Source organism: Enterobacter sp. V87_3 (assembly GCF_029967835.1).
Taxonomy (GTDB): Bacteria; Pseudomonadota; Gammaproteobacteria; order Enterobacterales; family Enterobacteriaceae; genus Enterobacter; species Enterobacter cancerogenus.
The window spans coordinates 67,620-86,334 of the sequence record NZ_JASCAM010000010.1 but is presented as its reverse complement, the minus strand read 5'-3'; the positions used below and the strand labels follow the sequence as shown (position 1 = coordinate 86,334).

Sequence of the window (18,715 nt, the reverse complement as noted above, 5' to 3'; positions counted from 1 at the left end):
GCCGGAGTATATCACAAGCTGAGACAAAAAAAGCAGTGGTTGTTTTTTGTACTTTTCCGCATTTTGTTTATTTGCGTAAACAGAACGTCGCAGTAATCTGGCCATCCGCGTAAGACAATTAATTGTTTAGCGCCGGTTCGACTGTCGTTAATTGTTGTTACAAAAAGTTAAGAACTGTTTTTGGGCGAAAGTTATTAACGAATTTTTTGTAACCTTTTGAATACAGATGCTTAAAAATAGACTTAAAAGCCCATTCCATGCGGGTTCGCTTTCCACGTGCTGTACAAGCTAATTTCCAAAAACGAGAGCGTAATCGAATAGCCGCTTTTTTAACGATTTAATCTTGCGAGGAAAACCGTTAATATAAAGGCAATAAGCAGTCAGTAGCGTTATCCCTATTCTGGAGACATTTCCTTTGATCAACGTCCTTCTTGTTGATGACCACGAACTGGTGCGCGCAGGGATACGACGCATTCTTGAAGATATAAAAGGCATCAAAGTGGCCGGTGAGGCCTGCTGTGGCGAAGACGCGGTAAAATGGTGCCGCGCTAACTCGGCAGACGTTGTGCTGATGGATATGAACATGCCCGGTATCGGTGGGCTTGAGGCCACGCGCAAAATTGCCCGCACCTTTGTTGATACCAAAGTCATCATGCTGACCGTGCATACGGAAAACCCGCTTCCTGCCAAAGTGATGCAGGCGGGAGCTGCCGGATACCTGAGTAAAGGCGCCGCACCTCAGGAAGTGGTCAATGCTATCCGTTCTGTTTATGCCGGGCAGCGTTACATCGCGTCGGACATTGCACAACAAATGGCGTTGAGTCAGATTGAACCGGAAAAAACAGCATCGCCCTTTGCCTGTTTGTCTGAGCGCGAATTGCAGATTATGCTAATGATCACTAAAGGTCAGAAGGTGAATGAGATTTCCGAGCAACTGAATCTCAGCCCGAAAACGGTCAACAGCTACCGCTATAGAATGTTCAGTAAACTGAACATTCATGGTGATGTCGAATTGACTCACCTGGCCATTCGTCATGGTCTGTGCAATGCGGAGTCGTTAGTAAGTCAGTGAATGAAGCGTTCGATTCAAAATCATTTCTAAAAACCGTTACGAGCCAGCCTGGCGTCTATCGTATGTATGACGCTGGCGGCACGGTTATCTATGTGGGTAAGGCAAAAGACCTCAAAAAACGCCTTTCCAGCTACTTTCGAAGCAATCTTGCCTCCCGTAAGACCGAAGCGCTGGTCGCATTAATACATAATATTGATGTCACCGTGACCCATACGGAGACCGAAGCGCTGCTGCTTGAACACAACTACATTAAGCTTTATCAGCCGCGCTATAACGTCCTGCTGCGCGATGATAAGTCCTATCCGTTTATCTTCCTGAGCGGAGACACCCACCCACGCCTGGCGATGCACCGTGGTGCCAAACATGCGAAGGGTGAATATTTTGGGCCATTCCCTAACGGCTATGCGGTGCGCGAAACGCTGGCACTGCTGCAAAAAATCTTCCCTATCCGCCAGTGTGAGAATAGCGTCTACCGTAACCGTTCGCGCCCGTGCCTGCAGTACCAGATTGGTCGCTGCCTGGGGCCGTGCGTTGAGGGGCTGGTCAGTGAAGAAGAGTATGCCCAGCAGGTTGAATACGTACGTCTGTTTTTAGCCGGGAAGGACGATCAGGTTCTGACGCAGCTTATTGCGCGCATGGAAAAATCCAGCGGCGCGCTGGAGTTTGAAGAGGCGGGGCGCATCCGCGATCAAATTCAGGCCGTTCGCCGCGTCACCGAGAAACAGTTTGTCTCCAACACCGGTGACGATCTCGACGTGATTGGCGTTGCTTATGATGCCGGTCTGGCCTGCGTGCACGTGCTCTTTATTCGTCAGGGTAAAGTGCTGGGCAGCCGAAGCTATTTCCCGAAGGTACCGGGCGGTACAGAGATGGGGGAAGTGGTCGAGACGTTTGTTGGTCAGTTCTACCTGCAGGGAAGTCAGATGCGAACGCTGCCCTCGGAGATCCTGCTCGACTTTAACCTGGACGATAAAACGCTGCTCTCAGAGTCGCTTTCCAGTCTCGCCGGACGTCGGGTTAACGTTCAGACCAGGCCGCGCGGCGACCGTGCGCGTTATCTGAAGCTCGCCCGAACCAATGCGGCCACCGCCCTGACGACCAAACTTTCTCAGCAGTCGACGGTTCATCAGCGTTTAACCGCGCTGGCGACGCAGTTGAAGCTGCCGGAAATCAAACGTATGGAGTGCTTCGACATCAGTCATACGATGGGTGAACAGACGGTCGCCTCCTGCGTAGTATTCGATGCTAATGGTCCGCTGCGGGCAGAGTATCGCCGCTATAATATTACCGGGATCACCCCGGGTGATGACTATGCGGCGATGAACCAGGTGCTGCGTCGGCGCTACGGCAAAGCCATCGAAGAGAGCAAAATCCCGGACGTTATTCTGATCGACGGCGGGAAAGGGCAGCTCGGCCAGGCAAAGGCGGTTTTTGAATCGCTTGATGTGGAGTGGGACAAAAACCATCCGCTGCTGTTGGGCGTGGCGAAAGGGGCGGACCGCAAAGCCGGGCTGGAGACGCTGTTCTTTGAGCCAGAAGGAGAGGGCTTCAGCCTGCCGCCGGATTCCCCTGCGCTGCACGTGATCCAGCATATCCGCGATGAATCACACGATCACGCGATCAGCGGGCACCGTAAGAAAAGAGCGAAGGTTAAAAACACCAGTACCCTTGAAACCATTGAGGGCGTTGGGCCAAAGCGTCGCCAGATGCTGCTGAAGTATATGGGCGGATTGCAAGGATTACTCAATGCCAGCATGGAAGAAATTGCAAAAGTGCCGGGTATTTCGCAAGGGCTGGCAGAAAAGATCTACTACTCGTTGAAACATTGAGGGCTCTGTAGCAACATAGAGCTAAATTTTACTGACAACAGACAGTTACCGTCATTATGCGATTTAATATCCCTACGTTGCTCACCCTTTTTCGCGTCGTACTTATCCCGTTCTTTGTGCTGGCATTTTACCTGCCGGTGGTATGGGCACCGTTTGCCTGTGCGCTCATCTTCCTCGTGGCGGCGGTCACGGACTGGTTTGACGGTTATCTGGCGCGTCGCTGGAACCAGAGCACGCGGTTTGGCGCTTTCCTCGATCCGGTCGCCGATAAAGTGATGGTTGCAATCGCGATGGTGCTGGTGGCTGAGCATTATCACACCTGGTGGGTAACGCTGCCGGCGGCAACAATGATTGGCCGTGAGATCATCATCTCCGCGCTGCGCGAGTGGATGGCGGAGTTGGGTAAACGCAGCAGCGTGGCGGTATCCTGGATCGGTAAAGTCAAAACCACCGCACAAATGGCTGCGCTGGTATGGATGCTGTGGCGTCCAAACGCCTGGGTTGAGTGGGCAGGAATCGGTCTGCTGTGGGTTGCAGCTGTGCTGACGCTGTGGTCGATGCTGCAATATCTGAACGCTGCACGCGGTGATTTGCTTGAACAGTGATCGTTTCGGCGCAATTTTCAGCAAACGATCCTGAGATGCAAAAATAACGTTGACTCACCACGTCATATCAGTAGAATGCAACGCATCGAACGGCGGCACGGTTTGCCGGACGATAATGAAATCAAGTGGTTAGATATCAACTTGATGACATGCGGGAATAGCTCAGTTGGTAGAGCACGACCTTGCCAAGGTCGGGGTCGCGAGTTCGAGTCTCGTTTCCCGCTCCAGATAAAATGCATCGGCAATCGCGGGTGCAGGTCGAAAGACAGAAGATTTACGGCGCGTTAGCAAAGCGGTTATGTAGCGGATTGCAAATCCGTCTAGTCCGGTTCGACTCCGGAACGCGCCTCCACTTTCTTCCCTGGCCGGATGGTGGAATCGGTAGACACAAGGGATTTAAAATCCCTCGGCGTTCGCGCTGTGTGGGTTCAAGTCCCACTCCGGCTACCATGGGAAAGCAAAGAATAATCAAAGCAATAAGCAGTGTCGTGAAACCGCCCCTAAGGCGGTTTTTTTATATCTTTTTTCCACCGCTTTAATAACTGCACCGCTTTACGTCCTCCTCCAAACCTTATTCCCTTCACCAATAAAAATCCCTGACGCTGAAACATCTCATAATACATATTGTTGATTTATAAACATTTGATTAATCATAACCTGGATGAATGTCAAAAAACGCTCTCGGGCAAACTGATACGCTTTCTGCTCCGATAGTAAGGGAAGTGTATGTATGTTATTGACTAAACATAAATTAAAAGATGATATCGCTGTAACATTACGCCGCCCCGCTGATTCTGTTAAGGCTCCGGTTGTGATCCTTTGCCATGGATTTTGCGGTATTCAGGAAATTTTACTGCCACGCTATGCTGAGGCGTTTACTCAGGCGGGCTTTGCCACCATCACCTTCGATTATCGGGGCTTTGGTGAAAGCGGAGGGGAACGCGGAAGGCTGGTTCCTGCATTGCAAATCGAAGACATTTGTTCGGTTATCGACTGGGCTGAGGCGCAGTCAGAGATCGACGGGCACCGCATAGCGCTGTGGGGCACTTCGCTGGGCGCCTGCCATGTCTTCGCCGCTGCGGTTGAGCGCCCCCGGATCAAAGGCATCATCAGTCAGATGGGCTTTGCGGATGGCGAGGCCATCGTCACTGGCAAGATGGACGAGCAGGAGAAGCAAGGATTTGTCGCAACGCTCGACAAGATGGTGGAAAAACGCGAGCGTCTGGGCAAGGAAATGTTCGTTGCCATTACCAAAGTGCTGGGGGATGAAGAGTCGAAAGCCTTCTTTGAGGCCAATAAAGAGCGCTATCCATCGATGGATATCAAAATCCCGTTCCTCACGGTGTATGAAACGCTCAATTATAAACCGTACCAGAATGCCGAAAAGGTTAACTGCCCAACGCTGGTGGTTGTAGCCGGCAACGATACGGTAAATGAACCGCAACAGGGCGTGGCGTTATATGACTCTGTGAAAGCTGATGATAAAACCTTATACGTTGAAGATGGCGCTAAGCATTACGATTTGTATGATGGCAAGCACTTCGACAATGTGATCAACCAGCAGCTGGCATGGCTCAAAGGCCGCCTGTAAGCGGAGCCAGCCGTTTAATTCAGCCCCGCAACGGCGGGGCTTTCCGCTACCCAAACCGCGTTATGCCCCGCCCAGATACGCCTTCCTGACCTCCTGGTTCCCCAATAACTCTGCGCCGCTGCCGCTTAAACGAATTTGCCCGTTCACCATGACATACCCCCGGTCCGAAAGGGTTAACGCATGGTGGGCGTTCTGCTCGACCAGAAAAATGGTCATCCCGTTACGGGCCAGCTCCCGAAGCGTCTGGAAAATCTGCTTCACGACGATGGGGGCCAGCCCCAGGCTTGGTTCATCCAGCAGCAACAGTCTGGGGCGGCTCATCAGGGCGCGGGCGATGGCTAGCATCTGCTGTTCACCACCGGACAGGGTCATCGCCCGCTGGTTGCGCCGCTCCTTAAGACGCGGGAACAGCTCAAACATGCTTTGCATATCCTGGGCGGCATACTGATTGCCGACAGGGATCGTGCCCATGAGCAGGTTCTCTTCAACGGTCATATCCGGGAAGATGCGCCGTCCCTCAGGTGCCTGCGCAATGCCGCCGGAGGCAACGTAGTGCGTGGACTTGTGGCTAATATCCTCATTGCAAAAAAGGATCTGCCCGTGACGAATACGCGGCTGCCCGAAGATGGACATCAGAAGGGTGGATTTCCCCGCGCCGTTGGCCCCGATCAGCGCCACGGTCTCGCCCTTATTAACCTCAAGAGAGACCTGCTTTAGCGCCTGGATCACGCCGTAATAGACATCGACATTGCGAAACTCCAGCATCGGCTCACTCACAGGCTGACCTCACTTTCGTCGGTGCCGAGGTAGGCGGCAATGACCTTTTCATCATGCTGAATGTGCTCCGGTTTCCCCTGAGCAATCACGTCGCCGTGATCGAGCACAATAATCTCATCGGATATCTCCATCACCATGCCCATGTCATGCTCGATCAGCAATACGGTGATGTCATGATGGTCGCGCAGGAAGCGAATGATATCGCTCAGCTTGTGCGTTTCAACCGGGTTTAACCCGGCGGCCGGTTCGTCCAGACAGATCATTTCCGGGCCGGTGCACATCGCCCGCGCGATTTCGAGGCGGCGCTGCTGGCCGTAAGACATCTCGCCCGCAAGGCGGTTGGCACAATCCACCAGATCCACCACTTCCAGCCAGTAAAAGGCCCGGTCCAGCGCGTCGCTTTCTGCCCGTCGGTAGGCGGGCGTGTTCAGTATCCCGGCCAGAAGATGGCGGTTAACGCGCATATGCTGGGCAACAAGGAGGTTCTCAACCACTGACATTTCGCGAAAAAGACGGATGTTCTGAAACGTGCGCGCCAGCCCGGCACGGTTGACCAGATGCGTACCGCCGAACATCTTATAAAACAGCCGCTGTCCGAGCTGCGCCGGGTTTACCCAGTCGCCGGGCTGAAATTTCTGGCCGAGCACCTGAATGACGTTGGTGGTCTTATGCCGCGTGCTGAACAGAATGTTGCCCCCTGATGCCTTATAAAATCCGGTCAGGCAGTTAAAGACCGTCGTTTTTCCCGCCCCGTTTGGCCCAATCAGGGCGGTGATGGACCCGCGCTGAATAGAAAGGCTGACATCGTTGAGCGCCTTAATCCCGCCAAAATGCATCATCAGGTGTTCCACGCTCAGTATCGTCTCCTTCATGGTGCGACTCCTTTGCGTACCGCATACCCGCTGCGGTTAATGCGGATTAAACCGCGGGGCCGCCAGATCATCATGACCACCATCAGCATGCCAAACAGCAGCACGCGGTACTCGGCAAAGCTGCGCAGCAGCTCCGGGGTGACGGTGAGAACAAAGGCCGCCAGCACCACGCCCACCGTGGAACCCATTCCGCCCAGCACCACAATGGCGAGGATCAGCGCGGATTCAAAGAAGGTGAAAGAGGTGGGGTTCACGAAGCCCTGGTAGGTGGCGAAAAACACCCCGGCGATACCGGCAGTCGATGCCCCCAGCGTAAAGGCCGACAGCTTGACCAGCACGTGATTCAGCCCCATTGACCGGCAGGCGATCTCATCCTCGCGCAGCGCTTCCCACGCCCGGCCAATCGGCATTCGCGTCAGGCGATGCTTGATATACAGCACCAGCAGCACGACAAGAAAAAGCACCGCGTAAATAAAGATGAATTTCATGTTGGGGTTGTAGGTCAGGCCAAAAAATTCGTGGAACGGCACGCCGCCTTCTTTCGCCCGCCGTCCAAATTCAAGGCCGAAAAAGGTGGGAGGAGGGGCAGAAACGCCGTTCGGACCGCCGGTGAACGTCAGCCAGTTATTAAGAACCAGGCGAATAATCTCTCCGAACCCGAGCGTCACGATTGCCAGGTAGTCGCCGTGCATGCGCAGCACCGGGAATCCCAGCAGCGCGCCCGCTGCGGCGGCCATCAGGGCGGCCAAAGGCAGCATCGTCCAGAACCCCAGCCCCAGATACTGATAACCGAGGGCCAGACCATAGGCACCGATGGCATAAAAGGCGACATACCCGAGATCTAACAGCCCGGCCAGCCCGACCACGATGTTCAGCCCAAGGCCGAGCAGCACGTAGATGAGCCCGAGGATCGCCACCGTCAGCACGTATTTGGTCGCGACAAAGGGAAAGCAGATCGCCAGGGCGATAAGCAGGGGAATGATCCAGCGCATCCGGCTTTTGTATTCCGGGGGACGAACGTACACCCCCGCGCTGTCGGCCTCAAAGCGTGCCTGAAAACGTCTGCCGGGGGATGTCCCTAAAAAAACGCTCAGTACAAACCGCCCGAGCATCACGATAGCGACAATCCACACCAGCCGCTGCCATTCGAAGTTGAAGCTGTAGCCGTCCAGCACAACGCCCGCGATGGGGCCGAAAATGATAAGCGCCACCAGGCCAGAGAAGATGGCATCAAGGACGCAGCGTTTAAGGGAAAAACCGTCAGAGGCAACCGTGAGTGTCGTCATTGCTTTCTCTCTTACACTTTGGCTACGACAGGGCGGCCCAGCAGCCCCTGAGGTCGGAAAATCAGGATCACCACCAGTAATCCAAACGAGAATACATCTTTATAATCCGAGTTCACCATCCCGGAGAATTGCGCTTCGGCGACCCCCAGGATCAGCCCGCCCAGCATCGCTCCGGGTAACGAGCCAATGCCGCCGAGCACCGCCGCCGTAAAGGCCTTAATGCCAATCACAAAGCCGACGTAGAAATCAAAGGTGCCGTAGTTCATGGTGATCAACACCCCGGCCAGCCCGGCCATCGCCGCGCCAATCACAAACACCAGCGAGATAATACGGTCGGTGTTAATCCCGAGGATGGAGGCCATTTTGCGATCCTGCTGTACCGCCCGGCACATCCGCCCCAGGCGCGTACTGCTGATTATCCAGGTGAGCAGCAGCATGCCCGCGAACGACGCGATCAGAATGAACACCTTGGTGTAGGTGATCTGAACAAAGCCGTCGCCCAGATGAAACCGCAGCACGCCATCCAGCATCGTCGGCACGCCCTGCTGGCGTGGCCCCTGACTGAGCTGGGCGTAGTTTTGCAGAATAAGGGACATCCCAATGGCGGAGATCAGCGGCGCGAGGCGCGTGGAGTTGCGCAGCGGCCTGTAGGCTATCCGCTCGATGGTCCAGCCGTACACGCCGGTGACGACAATGGTGAAGACCAGCGTGCCGAGGATCAGCAAAGGGAACGACTGCAAGCCGAAGAACGACAGCAGCGCGAGGCCGATGGCGCACAGGTAAGCCGAGATCATATAGACTTCGCCGTGCGCGAAATTAATCATGCCGATGATGCCATAAACCATGGTATAGCCGATGGCGATGAGTCCGTAGACGGAACCGAGGGTTAATCCGTTAATTAACTGCTGCAGGAAGAATGTGCTCATCATTGCGCGCTCGTGTAATAGGCCAGCGCAGCTGGCGCAGCCTGATGTGTCGTTGGCGCCAGCAGGCAGGCCCGCTGGCGTTGAGCGTGACTCCGTCCCGTTACTGAACTTCCTTATATTTTCCTTTGTCATCCCACTGATAAACCACGTAGTCAGAGACCTTCAGGTCGCCTTTGCTATCCCAGGCTTTTTTGCCCATCACCGTCTCCACGGCGTTGGCTTTCAGCCATTCGCTGGCTTTGGCGGAATCGGTCCCTTTTGTGGCGTTGAATGCGGCGGCAATGGCCTGAATAGAGGCATAGGCGTAGAGGGTATAGCCTTCAGGTTCAAACTTAGCGACGCGGAATTTGTCGATAACGGCTTTGCCGTCCGGGATCAGGCGGGGGTCTTTACCAAAGGTCATGTAGATGCCGTTGGTGTACTTCGCTCCTCCGGCCGCCGTGACCATCTCTTCGTTGACGATGCAGTCCCCGGAGAAGAAACTGGCCTGTACGCCTTGCTCACGCATCTGGCGCACCAGCGGACCGGCTTCGGGATGGCACCCGCCGAAGAACACCACGTCTGGTTTTTGCGCACCGATCTTGGTCACCAGCGCGTTAAAGTCTTTTTCGCCGCGCGACAGCCCTTCATACATCACGTCCTTAACGCCGCGTTTTGCCAGCGCCGCTTTGGTCGCATCCGCCAGCCCCTGGCCGTAGGTATCTTTATCGTGGATGATGACCACGCGTTTCGCTTTCAGCTTGTCGATAATGAAATCGCTGGCGACCTGGCCCTGCTGGTCATCGCGCCCGCACATGCGGAACATATCGCTCATGCCGCGTTCAGTAATCAGCGGGTTGGTCGAACCGGGGGTGATAGAGAGGATGCCCGCGTCACTGTATACCTCTGAGGCGGGCATGGTTGACGAGGAGCAGAAGTGCCCGACAACGGCGTTGACTTTATCCTGGTCAACTAGGCGGTTGGCGACGGCGACTGCCTGTTTTGGCTCGCATGCATCATCGCCCTGAACCAGTTTAATTTTCTCGCCGTTGATGCCACCGGCGGCGTTAATATCTTCCGCGGCCTGCGTCGCACCGTGCCAGTATTGATCGCCATAGGTTGCGTTTGGCCCGGTGAACGGGCCAGCAACCCCAATCACGACATCGGCCTGTGCGGAAAATGCCGTCACCAGACAGCCGGCCAGCACGAGAGAAAGGGGACTTCTGATAAATTTCAGCGACATTATGATGTTCCTTAGCATAGAGGTTTTTGCATCAGGTATTAACCCGAACGCCTGATGACGTCGTTAATCCAAAAACAAAAGCAAGAACAAAACGCACGAAATCCAGGCAACACAGCGCGTAATACGGCGAGGTTTCGTTGTGCCAGTTAGCACGCAGAACATTAAGCAAAAACGTTGCCAGAATGGTTAGTCCCTTGACCGGGTTGTGACATGTTGAGTATAGAGTGCCGTTTTATCCCGCCTTGCGGGATGAGGTGAAATTACAGCGGAGATCACATCTCGTTAACACTAAAGCCCATAAGTTGTGCAAGCGTCACGATTTGCACGTTTTTGCAGCAATAAAGGCCTAAACTTCAGATAGGCACGGGCGGCGATATGTGTCAGGATCTTTTCCTTTTTTGATCAGGAGTGTCAGCGATGACTGAAGGCCCATTAAATGAAAGCGAAATGACATGGCTTGAAGAGACCTTAATGTCTTATGGCCATGACGATGCGTCGGTCATTGACGTGTCTGAACTGGACGGTATGCTTACCGCCGTGCTTTCCGGCCCCGTTGTACCTGAACCCGACACCTGGCTGGTGGCGGTATGGGGCGGCGAGAAGTACATTCCGCGCTGGAAAAACGATCGCGAAATGAACCGGTTCATCGATCTCTGCTTTAAGCATATGAACGACATTGCCGAGCGCCTGAGCGAGTACCCGGATCAGTTTGAGCCAATGTTTGGCTTTAACGACGTGGACGGGCAGAGCTTCACCGTGGTTGAAGAGTGGTGTTATGGCTATATGCGCGGTGTGGCCTTAACCGACTGGTCGGCGTTACCTGAAGAGCTAAAAGCCGATCTGGACGTTATCGCCCTGCACGGAACGGAAGAGAACAGCGAGAAGCTGGATGAACTGACCGAAGAGGCGTATTTCGCCAGCATCGAGCGCATCCAGCCTGCGGCGCTGCGCTTGTACAACTACTGGATGGCGAACCCGCAAGAGCCGGAGGCAAAAAAGCCGATCGTCAACGGCACCAAAGTCGGACGTAACGATCCTTGTCCTTGCGGAAGCGGGAAGAAGTTTAAAAGCTGCTGTCTGCATTAATCAAAAAAGGGGCTCACATTGAGCCCCTTTCGTTATCCAACTTCCGGGAGTAGCCCTGCAACGATCAGGAACTGCACCAGAATAATCGCTACGCCACAGGCAAACACCAGACACAGCAGCGGTTTACCGCCCGCCACGCGGTAGCCCTGTTGAGGATGCTGCTCCCGGCTTTTCCAGGCGAGTAGCGACGGCAGCAGCAGGGCCAGTACGGATAACGCGACGCCTGCATACCCCAGCGCCATAACAAACCCGCGCGGGTAGAACAGCGCGAAGGCCAGCGGTGGCAGGAAGGTGATCGCCCCCGTCTGTAAACGTCCGGCAACGCTATTTCGGCGCTGGAACAGATCCGCCAGATAATCGAACAGGCCGAGGGCGACGCCGAGGAATGAGGTCGCCAGCGCCAGGTCGGCGAAAAGATGCACCGCCAGCTCGACGTGTGAAGAGGTCACGACGTTACGCAGAGCCACCAGCAACCCGTTCAGCCCGGCGTGTTCGGCCATCATACCCATAAAGGTGGAGGAATCGATGCTCCCCAGCGTAACCAGCTGCCAGAAAATGTAGGCGATCAGCGGTATGGCACTGCCGATAATAAACACGCGGCGCAGCTTACGGATATCGCCCTGCATATAGCTAACAATGCTGGGCACGCTGCCGTGGAAGCCGAACGAGGTGAAAATGACCGGGATGGCGGACAAGGCCAGCCCTTTTTCAAGAGGTAACGTCAGCAGGTTAACCTTGTGGATATGCGGTGCCAGCAGCACCAGCATGGCAATCAGAAAGAGAATTTTGGCGCTGAACAGAAAGCGATTGAACAGATCGACCAGCGATGTCCCCACGCACACCACGCCGCCGCCGATAAGGGTAAAGAAGATCACGCCGGTTGCGGGTGAAATGTTGAAACCGAACGCGTCGTTAATGCTGGAGGCAATCAGCTCTCCGGCCCCGCTTATGTAGGCGGCGGTCAGGGCATACATCAGGAACATCATGCTAACGCCTGCGATCCACTGACCGTATCGCCCAAGGTAGCGGGCAGCCAGCGAACCCAGACCCGTGTCGGCAGGCACATGCTGATAAACCTCAAGCAGCAGCAGGGCGGTATAGCACATCAGCGCCCAAAGCCCGACCAACAGCAGTAGCGTCACGCTGAATCCCACACCGGCTGCCGCCAGCGGCATCGCCAACATTCCTGCGCCAATGGTGGTTCCGGCGACGATAAAAATACTTCCCAGGGTTCTGTTCTTCACACTTTCCTCTACAGCCATTCGATATCGCGACCCAATCTGCGGCGCAGAGTAAGGGAAAAGTGCCGGCTCGTCAAATCCACGTTACAAGGTGTGTAAAGCATTAATTACAGGCTGATGCGTGAAGCGAAACCTGAGCCAGCGCAAGGCGCGCGTGACGTGGTAAGGGTAGTCTCGCGGTTTCTTTTGAGGAGGTTAAGATGTCAATTCACGGGCACGACGTACTCACGATGATGATTGAGTCAGGTGAGCAGTATTCTGAGCAGAGTCTGACTGAGGCCATCCATGCGCGCTTTGGTGAAGCCGCGCGTTTTCATACCTGTTCGGCATCGGATATGACGGCGTCGGAGTTAGTCGCATTTCTCGCGGCCAGGGGTAAATTTATTCCCGTTGCTGAGGGCTTCTCAACGCACGAAAGTAAAATCTGCCGCCATTAAAACAACGGTGCTGAAGGATCAGCACCGTTTGTGGAATTAATTCTGGGTATCAAGCGTGGAAAGTTCTTTATCAATAAAGTAGAGACCTTCACCCGATTTACCGGCCAGGGATAATTTATCCAGCACCGATTTAAACAGCTTCTCTTCTTCATGCTGCTCAGCAACGTACCACTGCAGGAAATTAAAGGTTGGATAATCCTGAGTGGTCATGGCGGCGTGCGCCAGTTCGTTAATTTTCTGCGTGATCAGCTGCTCGTGCTCGTACGTGGCGCGGAACAGTTCATCCAGCGAGCCATATTCCGCGACCGGCGAGGCCACCGTATCAATACGCGGCAGGCTGCCCGTATCGGTCAGATAGTCAAACAGGCGCTGCATGTGCGTCATCTCTTCCTGCGCGTGACGACGCAGGAACGCGGCGGCACCTTCGAAACTGTGATAGCTACACCAGGCGCTCATCTGTTGATAAAGCAGGGAGGAATAAAGCTCAAGGTTCATTTGGGTATTGAGCTTGTCGATCATTTCAGGTTTAAGCACGGTGCCGCTCCACGTTATTATTCCGGGTTCAGGATGAGCGTCACTATAATTTGTTATTTAAATATTTGCAAAAAGTAAAATAAATAGATTTTTATTAAAAATACGAATGGGAATAACACGCATTGGCACTCGATTAATTTATATTAATGAGAATTGTTTTTGTTCCTGATAAAAGAGTCTGCCAGCGGTCACTGGCAGCAGGAATTAATACCACGGATTAGTGACGCCAGGGTTAATCGCATAGCCCATGCATTTGTACTGAATGGTCACTGTTTCATTCAAGCACAGGGAGCCGCCGATCAGCGTACAGGTTTTAATGGGCTGGCCGTAGGCGGAGGCGGCGGAATATCCCATGCTTTGACAGGCTTTGGTCGCCGTGCCGTGAGTGACATACTCGTCATAATGGGCGTTCTGCAACGGTGCCTGACCGTAGTCCAGACGAACGACGCCGTTAGGCGCATCCAGGCTGCTTACCTGGGCCTGACGGGTTACGCTGCATCCCGCAAGAAGCAAAACTGTACCGGCAACGAAAAGTCTTTTCATGGTTCGCTCTACATGACTGTAAAGAGGTTATCGTACCGATTGATGACCACAGCAATGCCAGGAATAGCCAGCCAAACAGCGCTTTCTCTTTGCAACGAAGGGTATTAGTCGGCCATTTCGTCAAAAATCGTCCTGAACCGCTCATGATGCAGACGGAACAGCGCGACAAGCTGCGGGTCGAAATGCCGTCCGGCCCCCTTGAAGATCACCTCGCACGCCTCTTCGTGAGAAAAACTCGGCTTATAGACCCGCTTTTGCCGCAGGGCGTCATACACGTCGGCCAGAGCGAGGATCCGCGCTTCAAGTGGGATTTGCTCCCCGCGCAGCCCCTCCGGGTAACCGCTGCCATCCCATTTTTCGTGGTGAAAGTGGATAAGATTCTCCGCCACCGCGCCCAGTTCAAGCCCCTGAATAATACGCCAGCCTTTCAGCGTATGGAGCTTCATTTCGGCAAACTCCTCGGCGGTTAGCGGGCCTTGCTTGCGCAGGATGCGGTCTGGCACCGCGATCTTTCCCACGTCGTGTAAAGAAGCAAAGTGCTCAATGTCGCGCACCGTCTGGCCTGAAAGCCCCAGTTCCCGGGCCATTAGCCCGCAGTATTTTGCCACCCGCTGAATATGGCTGCCGGTTTCGTCGTCGTGGGCGCGGTTGACCCTCTCCAGAGCCTGCACCATGTTCCGGTTAACGATACGGCTTTTGCGGATATGGCGGCGCATCATTATCAGCATGCCGAGGCTGAAAAGTGCGGCGATCAGCAAAATCACGCTGATGATTTTAAGCGTGTTCTTCGTCAGGCTCGGGAAGGGGCTATCGTCCGCACGCCGTTCAATCTGCGTTCGGAACTCCGACAGACGATGGATTTGGGTCAGAAGGTGAAACAGTGGATGATCGGGGTCGACCCACGGGCCGATGATGTATTCTGAGCGGGTCACGCCCGCCACCTTTAATACCCCACGAAACAGCTCATTCCCGCGAAGTGTCGTTTCAAGCGAGCTAAGATCGCCGAGGATAAAATCGATTTTGTTATCCTCAATCGCATCGATCAGCTCGTCAATGCTGCGGCGCGTCACCACGATCGCATCGCTGCCAAACCGCTGCGGCAGATAGGTGGCGGCGAAAGATCCCTCCAGCACCCCGACGCGCTGACTGCGAATGCTCTCCTCATCCCATAAAAACGGCCTGCCGATGGCATTGTAGTAGACGTTGTGCCAGACAATGTCCGGGCCAATGCGCCCCCGGGCATGTTCAGCATCGTCACGCTCCGCAATATCCACCAAACGTACCGGCCACGCCTCGCGGGGCAGGTTGCTGGCATAGTTATCGATAAAGGTAACGTCGACCTTAAGACCCAGCAGGTCACGCATATCATTGATTAAGTCGATCGCCGTCCCGTGGTAGCCCCGTCGATCCTTCCAGATAAGCGGCGCGTAATTCTCATTCCCGGGCAGCGTAATCGCTAAGCGGTGATGGTCAATCCACGCCCGTTCGCTGTCGGAGACCACAATGCGGCTGAGCAGATAGTTTCGTTTGCTCTCCTCAAGCGTTCTTTGCAGTTCACCGCTGCGATACGCTTCCCCGATGAACGCGTTAATCTGCTCACGCAAGGGAAGCAGTTCCGGGCTGAACCCCAGCACCACCGGAATACGCAGTTCGGGAAAAGGGTGCGAGATCAGGTAGTGCCGCTGGGTGTTTTCCATCTCTGACGCATCGTTGATATAGAAATCGGCCTGATGTTCGCCGAGCAGTCGGAACGCCTCCTCGCTGGTCTCGACCAGGCGCAGGGAGCGGAACCGCAGGTCCGGGTAGCGTTGCTTCACCCCTTCGAGGGTGGCATCGTCCCGGCGAAACAGCACGCGGGTGTGGTTCAGCTGATCGGCATGGGTGACCGTCATCGACGCGCTGGCCGCAACCACTTCATTATCAAACAGCCGCGCGGAGAGGATTTTTGTCCGGGCGCGTTTTTCGGTGCGTAACACCCCGGCGTAGACGCCGTACTGATTGCTGGCGAAACGCTGTCCAATCTCGCTCCCGGAAAGCGGCTTTAGCACCAGATTAAGTTCCAGCCTGCGGTTAATGGCCTGGATCAGGGAAGGATAAAAACCGCGCAGCTCGCCCTGCGGTGTCCGCCAGGATTCAAAATTATTGGCGTCATAGATCCAGACAGGCACCGGCTCTGCGGCCAGCAGGGCAGTGGGAGTGCCCCAGGAAAAGGCGATGAGCAATAATAAGACGATGCGTGGCGTCCGGCAGCGCAGGTGCACAGGTGATCCCCATGTGGTTTTTATTGTCTTTTGCTGAAGTCTAGCTAACGGCGTGGGGATGGAGTAGGGATTTTTTAACTTTCTGTTAACGCTGCACAGGGCAGCCGGGCATTCTGAAATTGTGAGCGCATCTTTGTTTTTTAAAACAAGTTTTCACTTAATTTGAAAGCGTGTTTGTTTGATAGTAAGGTGAAGATGAAACGCTATCCACTGCGGGAAGACCCGCCACGTATTCAGGAGAGAAAAGATGAAAATTGCACTGATGATGGAAAACAGCCAGGCAGCCAAGAATCCCATCATCCTCAATGAGCTAAAGGCCGTCGCGGACGAAAAAGGCTTCCCTGTCTATAACGTGGGGATGAGCGATGAGAACGATCACCACCTTACCTATATTCACCTGGGCATTATGGCGAGCATTTTGCTCAATTCCAAAGCCGTCGATTTCGTCGTGACGGGCTGCGGTACCGGTCAGGGTGCGCTGATGTCGCTCAACATTCATCCCGGCGTGGTTTGCGGCTACTGCATTGATCCGGCTGATGCCTTCCTTTTTGCCCAGATCAACAACGGCAACGCCCTTGCACTGCCGTTCGCCAAAGGGTTTGGCTGGGGTGCCGAGCTGAACGTGCGTTTCATCTTTGAGAAAGCCTTCACCGGTCGCAACGGCGAAGGGTATCCGCCAGAACGTAAAGAGCCTCAGGTGCGCAACGCCGGGATCCTCAACCAGGTGAAAGCGGCCGTGGTGAAAGAGAACTACCTTGATACACTGCGCGCGATTGACCCTGAGCTGGTGAAAACCGCCGTATCCGGTCAGCGCTTCCAGCAGTGCTTCTTTGAAAACTGCCAGGACAAAGAGATTGAAGCTTTCGTCCGTGGCATTGTGGGCTAACGGTGCTTTACCGGGCGGCGCAACGCTCGCCCGGTTTTCATGACGACGGCTTCGCCGAAACCGCGCTGCCTGCATCTTTTGCCAGGCGCAGCGTGTCAAACATGCCTGCCAGACAAATCACCGCGATAACGACAAACGCCAGCCGAAAGCTGATGCCGGGAACGGCGGCGAGTCCGAAAGCATCGCCAATCTTCTCTCCGATACGAATGCCAATGGCCCCCAGGGTGATACCTAATCCCACCGCAAGCTGCGTGGCGGTTGAAAACAGCGTATTGGCATAGCTCATCTGTGCGGAAGGCACATCGGCAAAAGCGAGGGTGCTCACCGCCGTAAACTGAATGGAGCGGAAGACGCCGCCGAGATAGAGGATCAGCATGATGAGCCAGACGGGGGTTGTGGGGGTAATAAACGCGCAGGCCAGCAGCGCCAGCACGTTCAGCGCGCCGTTGATCAGCAGTAACCGCTTAAACCCGAGGCCGCGAATAAGCGGCGTGGTCGCCGGTTTAATGGTGAGATTGCCGACGAACACCGCCAGCACCAGCAGGCCTGCATGAAAGGCGTCCATCCCGAACCCCACCTGAAACATCAGCGGCAGCAGAAAGGGAACGGCGCTGATCGAGGCGCGAAACAGCGAGCCGCCGTACATCGTGACGCGAAAAGTGGCAACCTGCATCGCCTCGAGTCTTATCATCGGCCACGCGGCGCGGCGGAAATGGCGCAGCGCGACGCTCAGTGTCACCCCGCCAACGATGAACAAACATACCGTCAGTCCCATTCTGACGTGCTCCCCGCCCATCAGTTCCATGGCGTAAACCAGGCTCACCATGGCTACAGTGGTGGCTATAAACCCCGGTGTATCGAACGGACGACGGCTCTCATCCCGCAGATCGGGAATAATTCGCAGCGCCAGAAGAATAGCCGCAATGCCTAACGGGACGTTGATGAAGAAAATCCAGCGCCAGTCAGCAAAGTGGGTGATAAACCCGCCCAGCGGCGGGCCAATAATCGGGGCAACCAGTGCCGGCCAGGTGAGGGTGGCGATGGCGGCGATCAGCTGGTGTTTCGGCGTGATGCGCAGTACGGCCAGGCGTCCGACGGGAACCATCAGCGCGCCGCCCATCCCCTGAAGCACCCGCATCGCCACAAACGCATCAACGGTTGTCGACAGACCGCAAAAAACCGAGGCCAGGGTGAAGATCGCCAGCGCGAGGGCAAAGACCTTGCGCGCACCGAAACGGTCCGCAATCCAGCCGCTGGCGGGGATCAACACCGCCAGGGTAATAAGGTATGCGCTGATCCCGATATTCAGATCCACGGCCTGCACGCCGAAGCTTTTTGCCATGTCCGGCAGGGCGGTGGCAATGACCGTGCCGTCAAGAAACTCCATAAAGAACGCGCCGGCAACTAAAAGCGCCGCAGGCGATAAGCCTCGGTTCGCTTTCCCGGTGATGTTTTCACTCATCCTGTCCTGCCGTATCAAAAAAAATGATAAAAATTTACTGGAATTTATAGAACCATAACTCACGGATTTACCGATGCTTTTTTAA

Annotated in this window: 17 protein-coding genes and 3 tRNA genes; 10 read left to right on the top strand and 10 right to left on the bottom strand. The window is 54.9% G+C overall.

Annotated features, from left to right (window positions below; translation table 11 throughout):
• Positions 1-415 precede the first annotated feature (415 nt).
• The 7 genes from uvrY (at position 416) to QLG21_RS00955 (ending at position 5,097) form a co-directional block, all read left to right on the top strand.
• Positions 416-1,072, top strand: a complete 657-nt coding sequence (gene uvrY, locus QLG21_RS00985) for a UvrY/SirA/GacA family response regulator transcription factor (RefSeq protein ID WP_006176117.1) — start codon at positions 416-418, stop codon at positions 1,070-1,072.
• Positions 1,069-2,901, top strand: coding sequence for an excinuclease ABC subunit UvrC (gene uvrC, locus QLG21_RS00980; protein WP_282483683.1), 1,833 nt, complete (start codon positions 1,069-1,071; stop codon positions 2,899-2,901). The genes uvrY and uvrC overlap by 4 nt, the downstream gene beginning before the upstream one ends.
• A 56-nt stretch (positions 2,902-2,957) precedes the next feature.
• Positions 2,958-3,506: a CDP-diacylglycerol--glycerol-3-phosphate 3-phosphatidyltransferase gene (gene pgsA, locus QLG21_RS00975; RefSeq protein WP_006176115.1), complete on the top strand. Its 549-nt coding sequence runs from the start codon at positions 2,958-2,960 to the stop codon at positions 3,504-3,506.
• Between the two features lie 151 nt (positions 3,507-3,657).
• Positions 3,658-3,733, top strand: a tRNA-Gly gene (locus tag QLG21_RS00970).
• Between the two features lie 51 nt (positions 3,734-3,784).
• Positions 3,785-3,858, top strand: a tRNA-Cys gene (locus QLG21_RS00965).
• Positions 3,859-3,869: 11 nt separating this feature from the next.
• Positions 3,870-3,956: transfer RNA gene (locus QLG21_RS00960), tRNA-Leu, on the top strand.
• A 280-nt stretch (positions 3,957-4,236) separates the two neighbouring features.
• Positions 4,237-5,097, top strand: coding sequence for an alpha/beta hydrolase (locus QLG21_RS00955; protein WP_088208239.1), 861 nt, complete (start codon positions 4,237-4,239; stop codon positions 5,095-5,097).
• A 60-nt stretch (positions 5,098-5,157) separates the two neighbouring features.
• Here the strand turns inward: QLG21_RS00955 and QLG21_RS00950 are convergent, their stop codons facing one another.
• The 5 genes from QLG21_RS00950 to QLG21_RS00930 all read right to left on the bottom strand — a co-directional run bounded on the left by QLG21_RS00950 (position 5,158) and on the right by QLG21_RS00930 (position 10,180).
• Positions 5,158-5,874: an ABC transporter ATP-binding protein gene (locus QLG21_RS00950; RefSeq protein WP_042320101.1), complete on the bottom strand. Its 717-nt coding sequence runs from the start codon at positions 5,872-5,874 to the stop codon at positions 5,158-5,160.
• Entirely contained in the window at positions 5,871-6,746 is an 876-nt protein-coding gene (locus tag QLG21_RS00945; protein ID WP_282483682.1) for an ATP-binding cassette domain-containing protein, read from the bottom strand. Before QLG21_RS00945 ends, QLG21_RS00950 begins: the two co-directional genes overlap by 4 nt.
• On the bottom strand, positions 6,743-8,032 hold the full coding sequence (gene livM, locus QLG21_RS00940) for a high-affinity branched-chain amino acid ABC transporter permease LivM (protein WP_282483681.1): 1,290 nt from the start codon (positions 8,030-8,032) through the stop codon (positions 6,743-6,745). The genes QLG21_RS00945 and livM overlap by 4 nt, the downstream gene beginning before the upstream one ends.
• A gap of 11 nt (positions 8,033-8,043) precedes the next feature.
• Positions 8,044-8,958, bottom strand: a complete 915-nt coding sequence (locus QLG21_RS00935; protein WP_058610251.1) for a branched-chain amino acid ABC transporter permease — start codon at positions 8,956-8,958, stop codon at positions 8,044-8,046.
• A gap of 100 nt (positions 8,959-9,058) precedes the next feature.
• Positions 9,059-10,180 carry a branched-chain amino acid ABC transporter substrate-binding protein gene (locus QLG21_RS00930; protein WP_282483680.1) on the bottom strand — a complete coding sequence of 374 codons (1,122 nt, stop codon included), beginning with the start codon at positions 10,178-10,180 and terminating at the stop codon, positions 9,059-9,061.
• A 417-nt stretch (positions 10,181-10,597) separates the two neighbouring features.
• On the opposite strand from QLG21_RS00930, the gene QLG21_RS00925 reads away from it, so the two are divergent.
• Positions 10,598-11,266 (top strand): YecA family protein, encoded by a 669-nt coding sequence (locus QLG21_RS00925; protein WP_006176107.1) that lies wholly within the window; start codon positions 10,598-10,600, stop codon positions 11,264-11,266.
• A gap of 32 nt (positions 11,267-11,298) precedes the next feature.
• Here the strand turns inward: QLG21_RS00925 and tyrP are convergent, their stop codons facing one another.
• Positions 11,299-12,510, bottom strand: coding sequence for a tyrosine transporter TyrP (gene tyrP / locus QLG21_RS00920; protein ID WP_058610167.1), 1,212 nt, complete (start codon positions 12,508-12,510; stop codon positions 11,299-11,301).
• A gap of 197 nt (positions 12,511-12,707) precedes the next feature.
• On the opposite strand from tyrP, the gene QLG21_RS00915 reads away from it, so the two are divergent.
• Positions 12,708-12,944 carry a YecH family metal-binding protein gene (locus QLG21_RS00915; protein WP_282483679.1) on the top strand — a complete coding sequence of 79 codons (237 nt, stop codon included), beginning with the start codon at positions 12,708-12,710 and terminating at the stop codon, positions 12,942-12,944.
• A gap of 36 nt (positions 12,945-12,980) precedes the next feature.
• On the opposite strand, the gene ftnA is transcribed toward QLG21_RS00915, so the two are convergent.
• From ftnA to QLG21_RS00900, 3 genes are all read right to left on the bottom strand, one after another.
• Positions 12,981-13,478 carry a non-heme ferritin gene (gene ftnA, locus QLG21_RS00910; protein WP_282483678.1) on the bottom strand — a complete coding sequence of 166 codons (498 nt, stop codon included), beginning with the start codon at positions 13,476-13,478 and terminating at the stop codon, positions 12,981-12,983.
• Positions 13,479-13,682: 204 nt separating this feature from the next.
• Positions 13,683-14,021, bottom strand: a complete 339-nt coding sequence (gene yecR / locus QLG21_RS00905; RefSeq protein WP_058610169.1) for a YecR family lipoprotein — start codon at positions 14,019-14,021, stop codon at positions 13,683-13,685.
• A gap of 104 nt (positions 14,022-14,125) precedes the next feature.
• Positions 14,126-16,282: an HD domain-containing phosphohydrolase gene (locus QLG21_RS00900; protein WP_237658016.1), complete on the bottom strand. Its 2,157-nt coding sequence runs from the start codon at positions 16,280-16,282 to the stop codon at positions 14,126-14,128.
• Between the two features lie 247 nt (positions 16,283-16,529).
• Here QLG21_RS00900 and QLG21_RS00895 point away from each other — a divergent pair, with 247 nt between their 5' ends.
• Complete coding sequence (locus QLG21_RS00895) at positions 16,530-17,168, top strand: RpiB/LacA/LacB family sugar-phosphate isomerase (RefSeq protein ID WP_006176101.1); 639 nt, start codon at positions 16,530-16,532, stop codon at positions 17,166-17,168.
• Between the two features lie 37 nt (positions 17,169-17,205).
• Here QLG21_RS00895 and QLG21_RS00890 read toward each other — a convergent pair whose 3' ends face one another.
• Positions 17,206-18,630: an MFS transporter gene (locus QLG21_RS00890; protein WP_282483677.1), complete on the bottom strand. Its 1,425-nt coding sequence runs from the start codon at positions 18,628-18,630 to the stop codon at positions 17,206-17,208.
• Between the last annotated feature and the right edge of the window lie 85 nt (positions 18,631-18,715).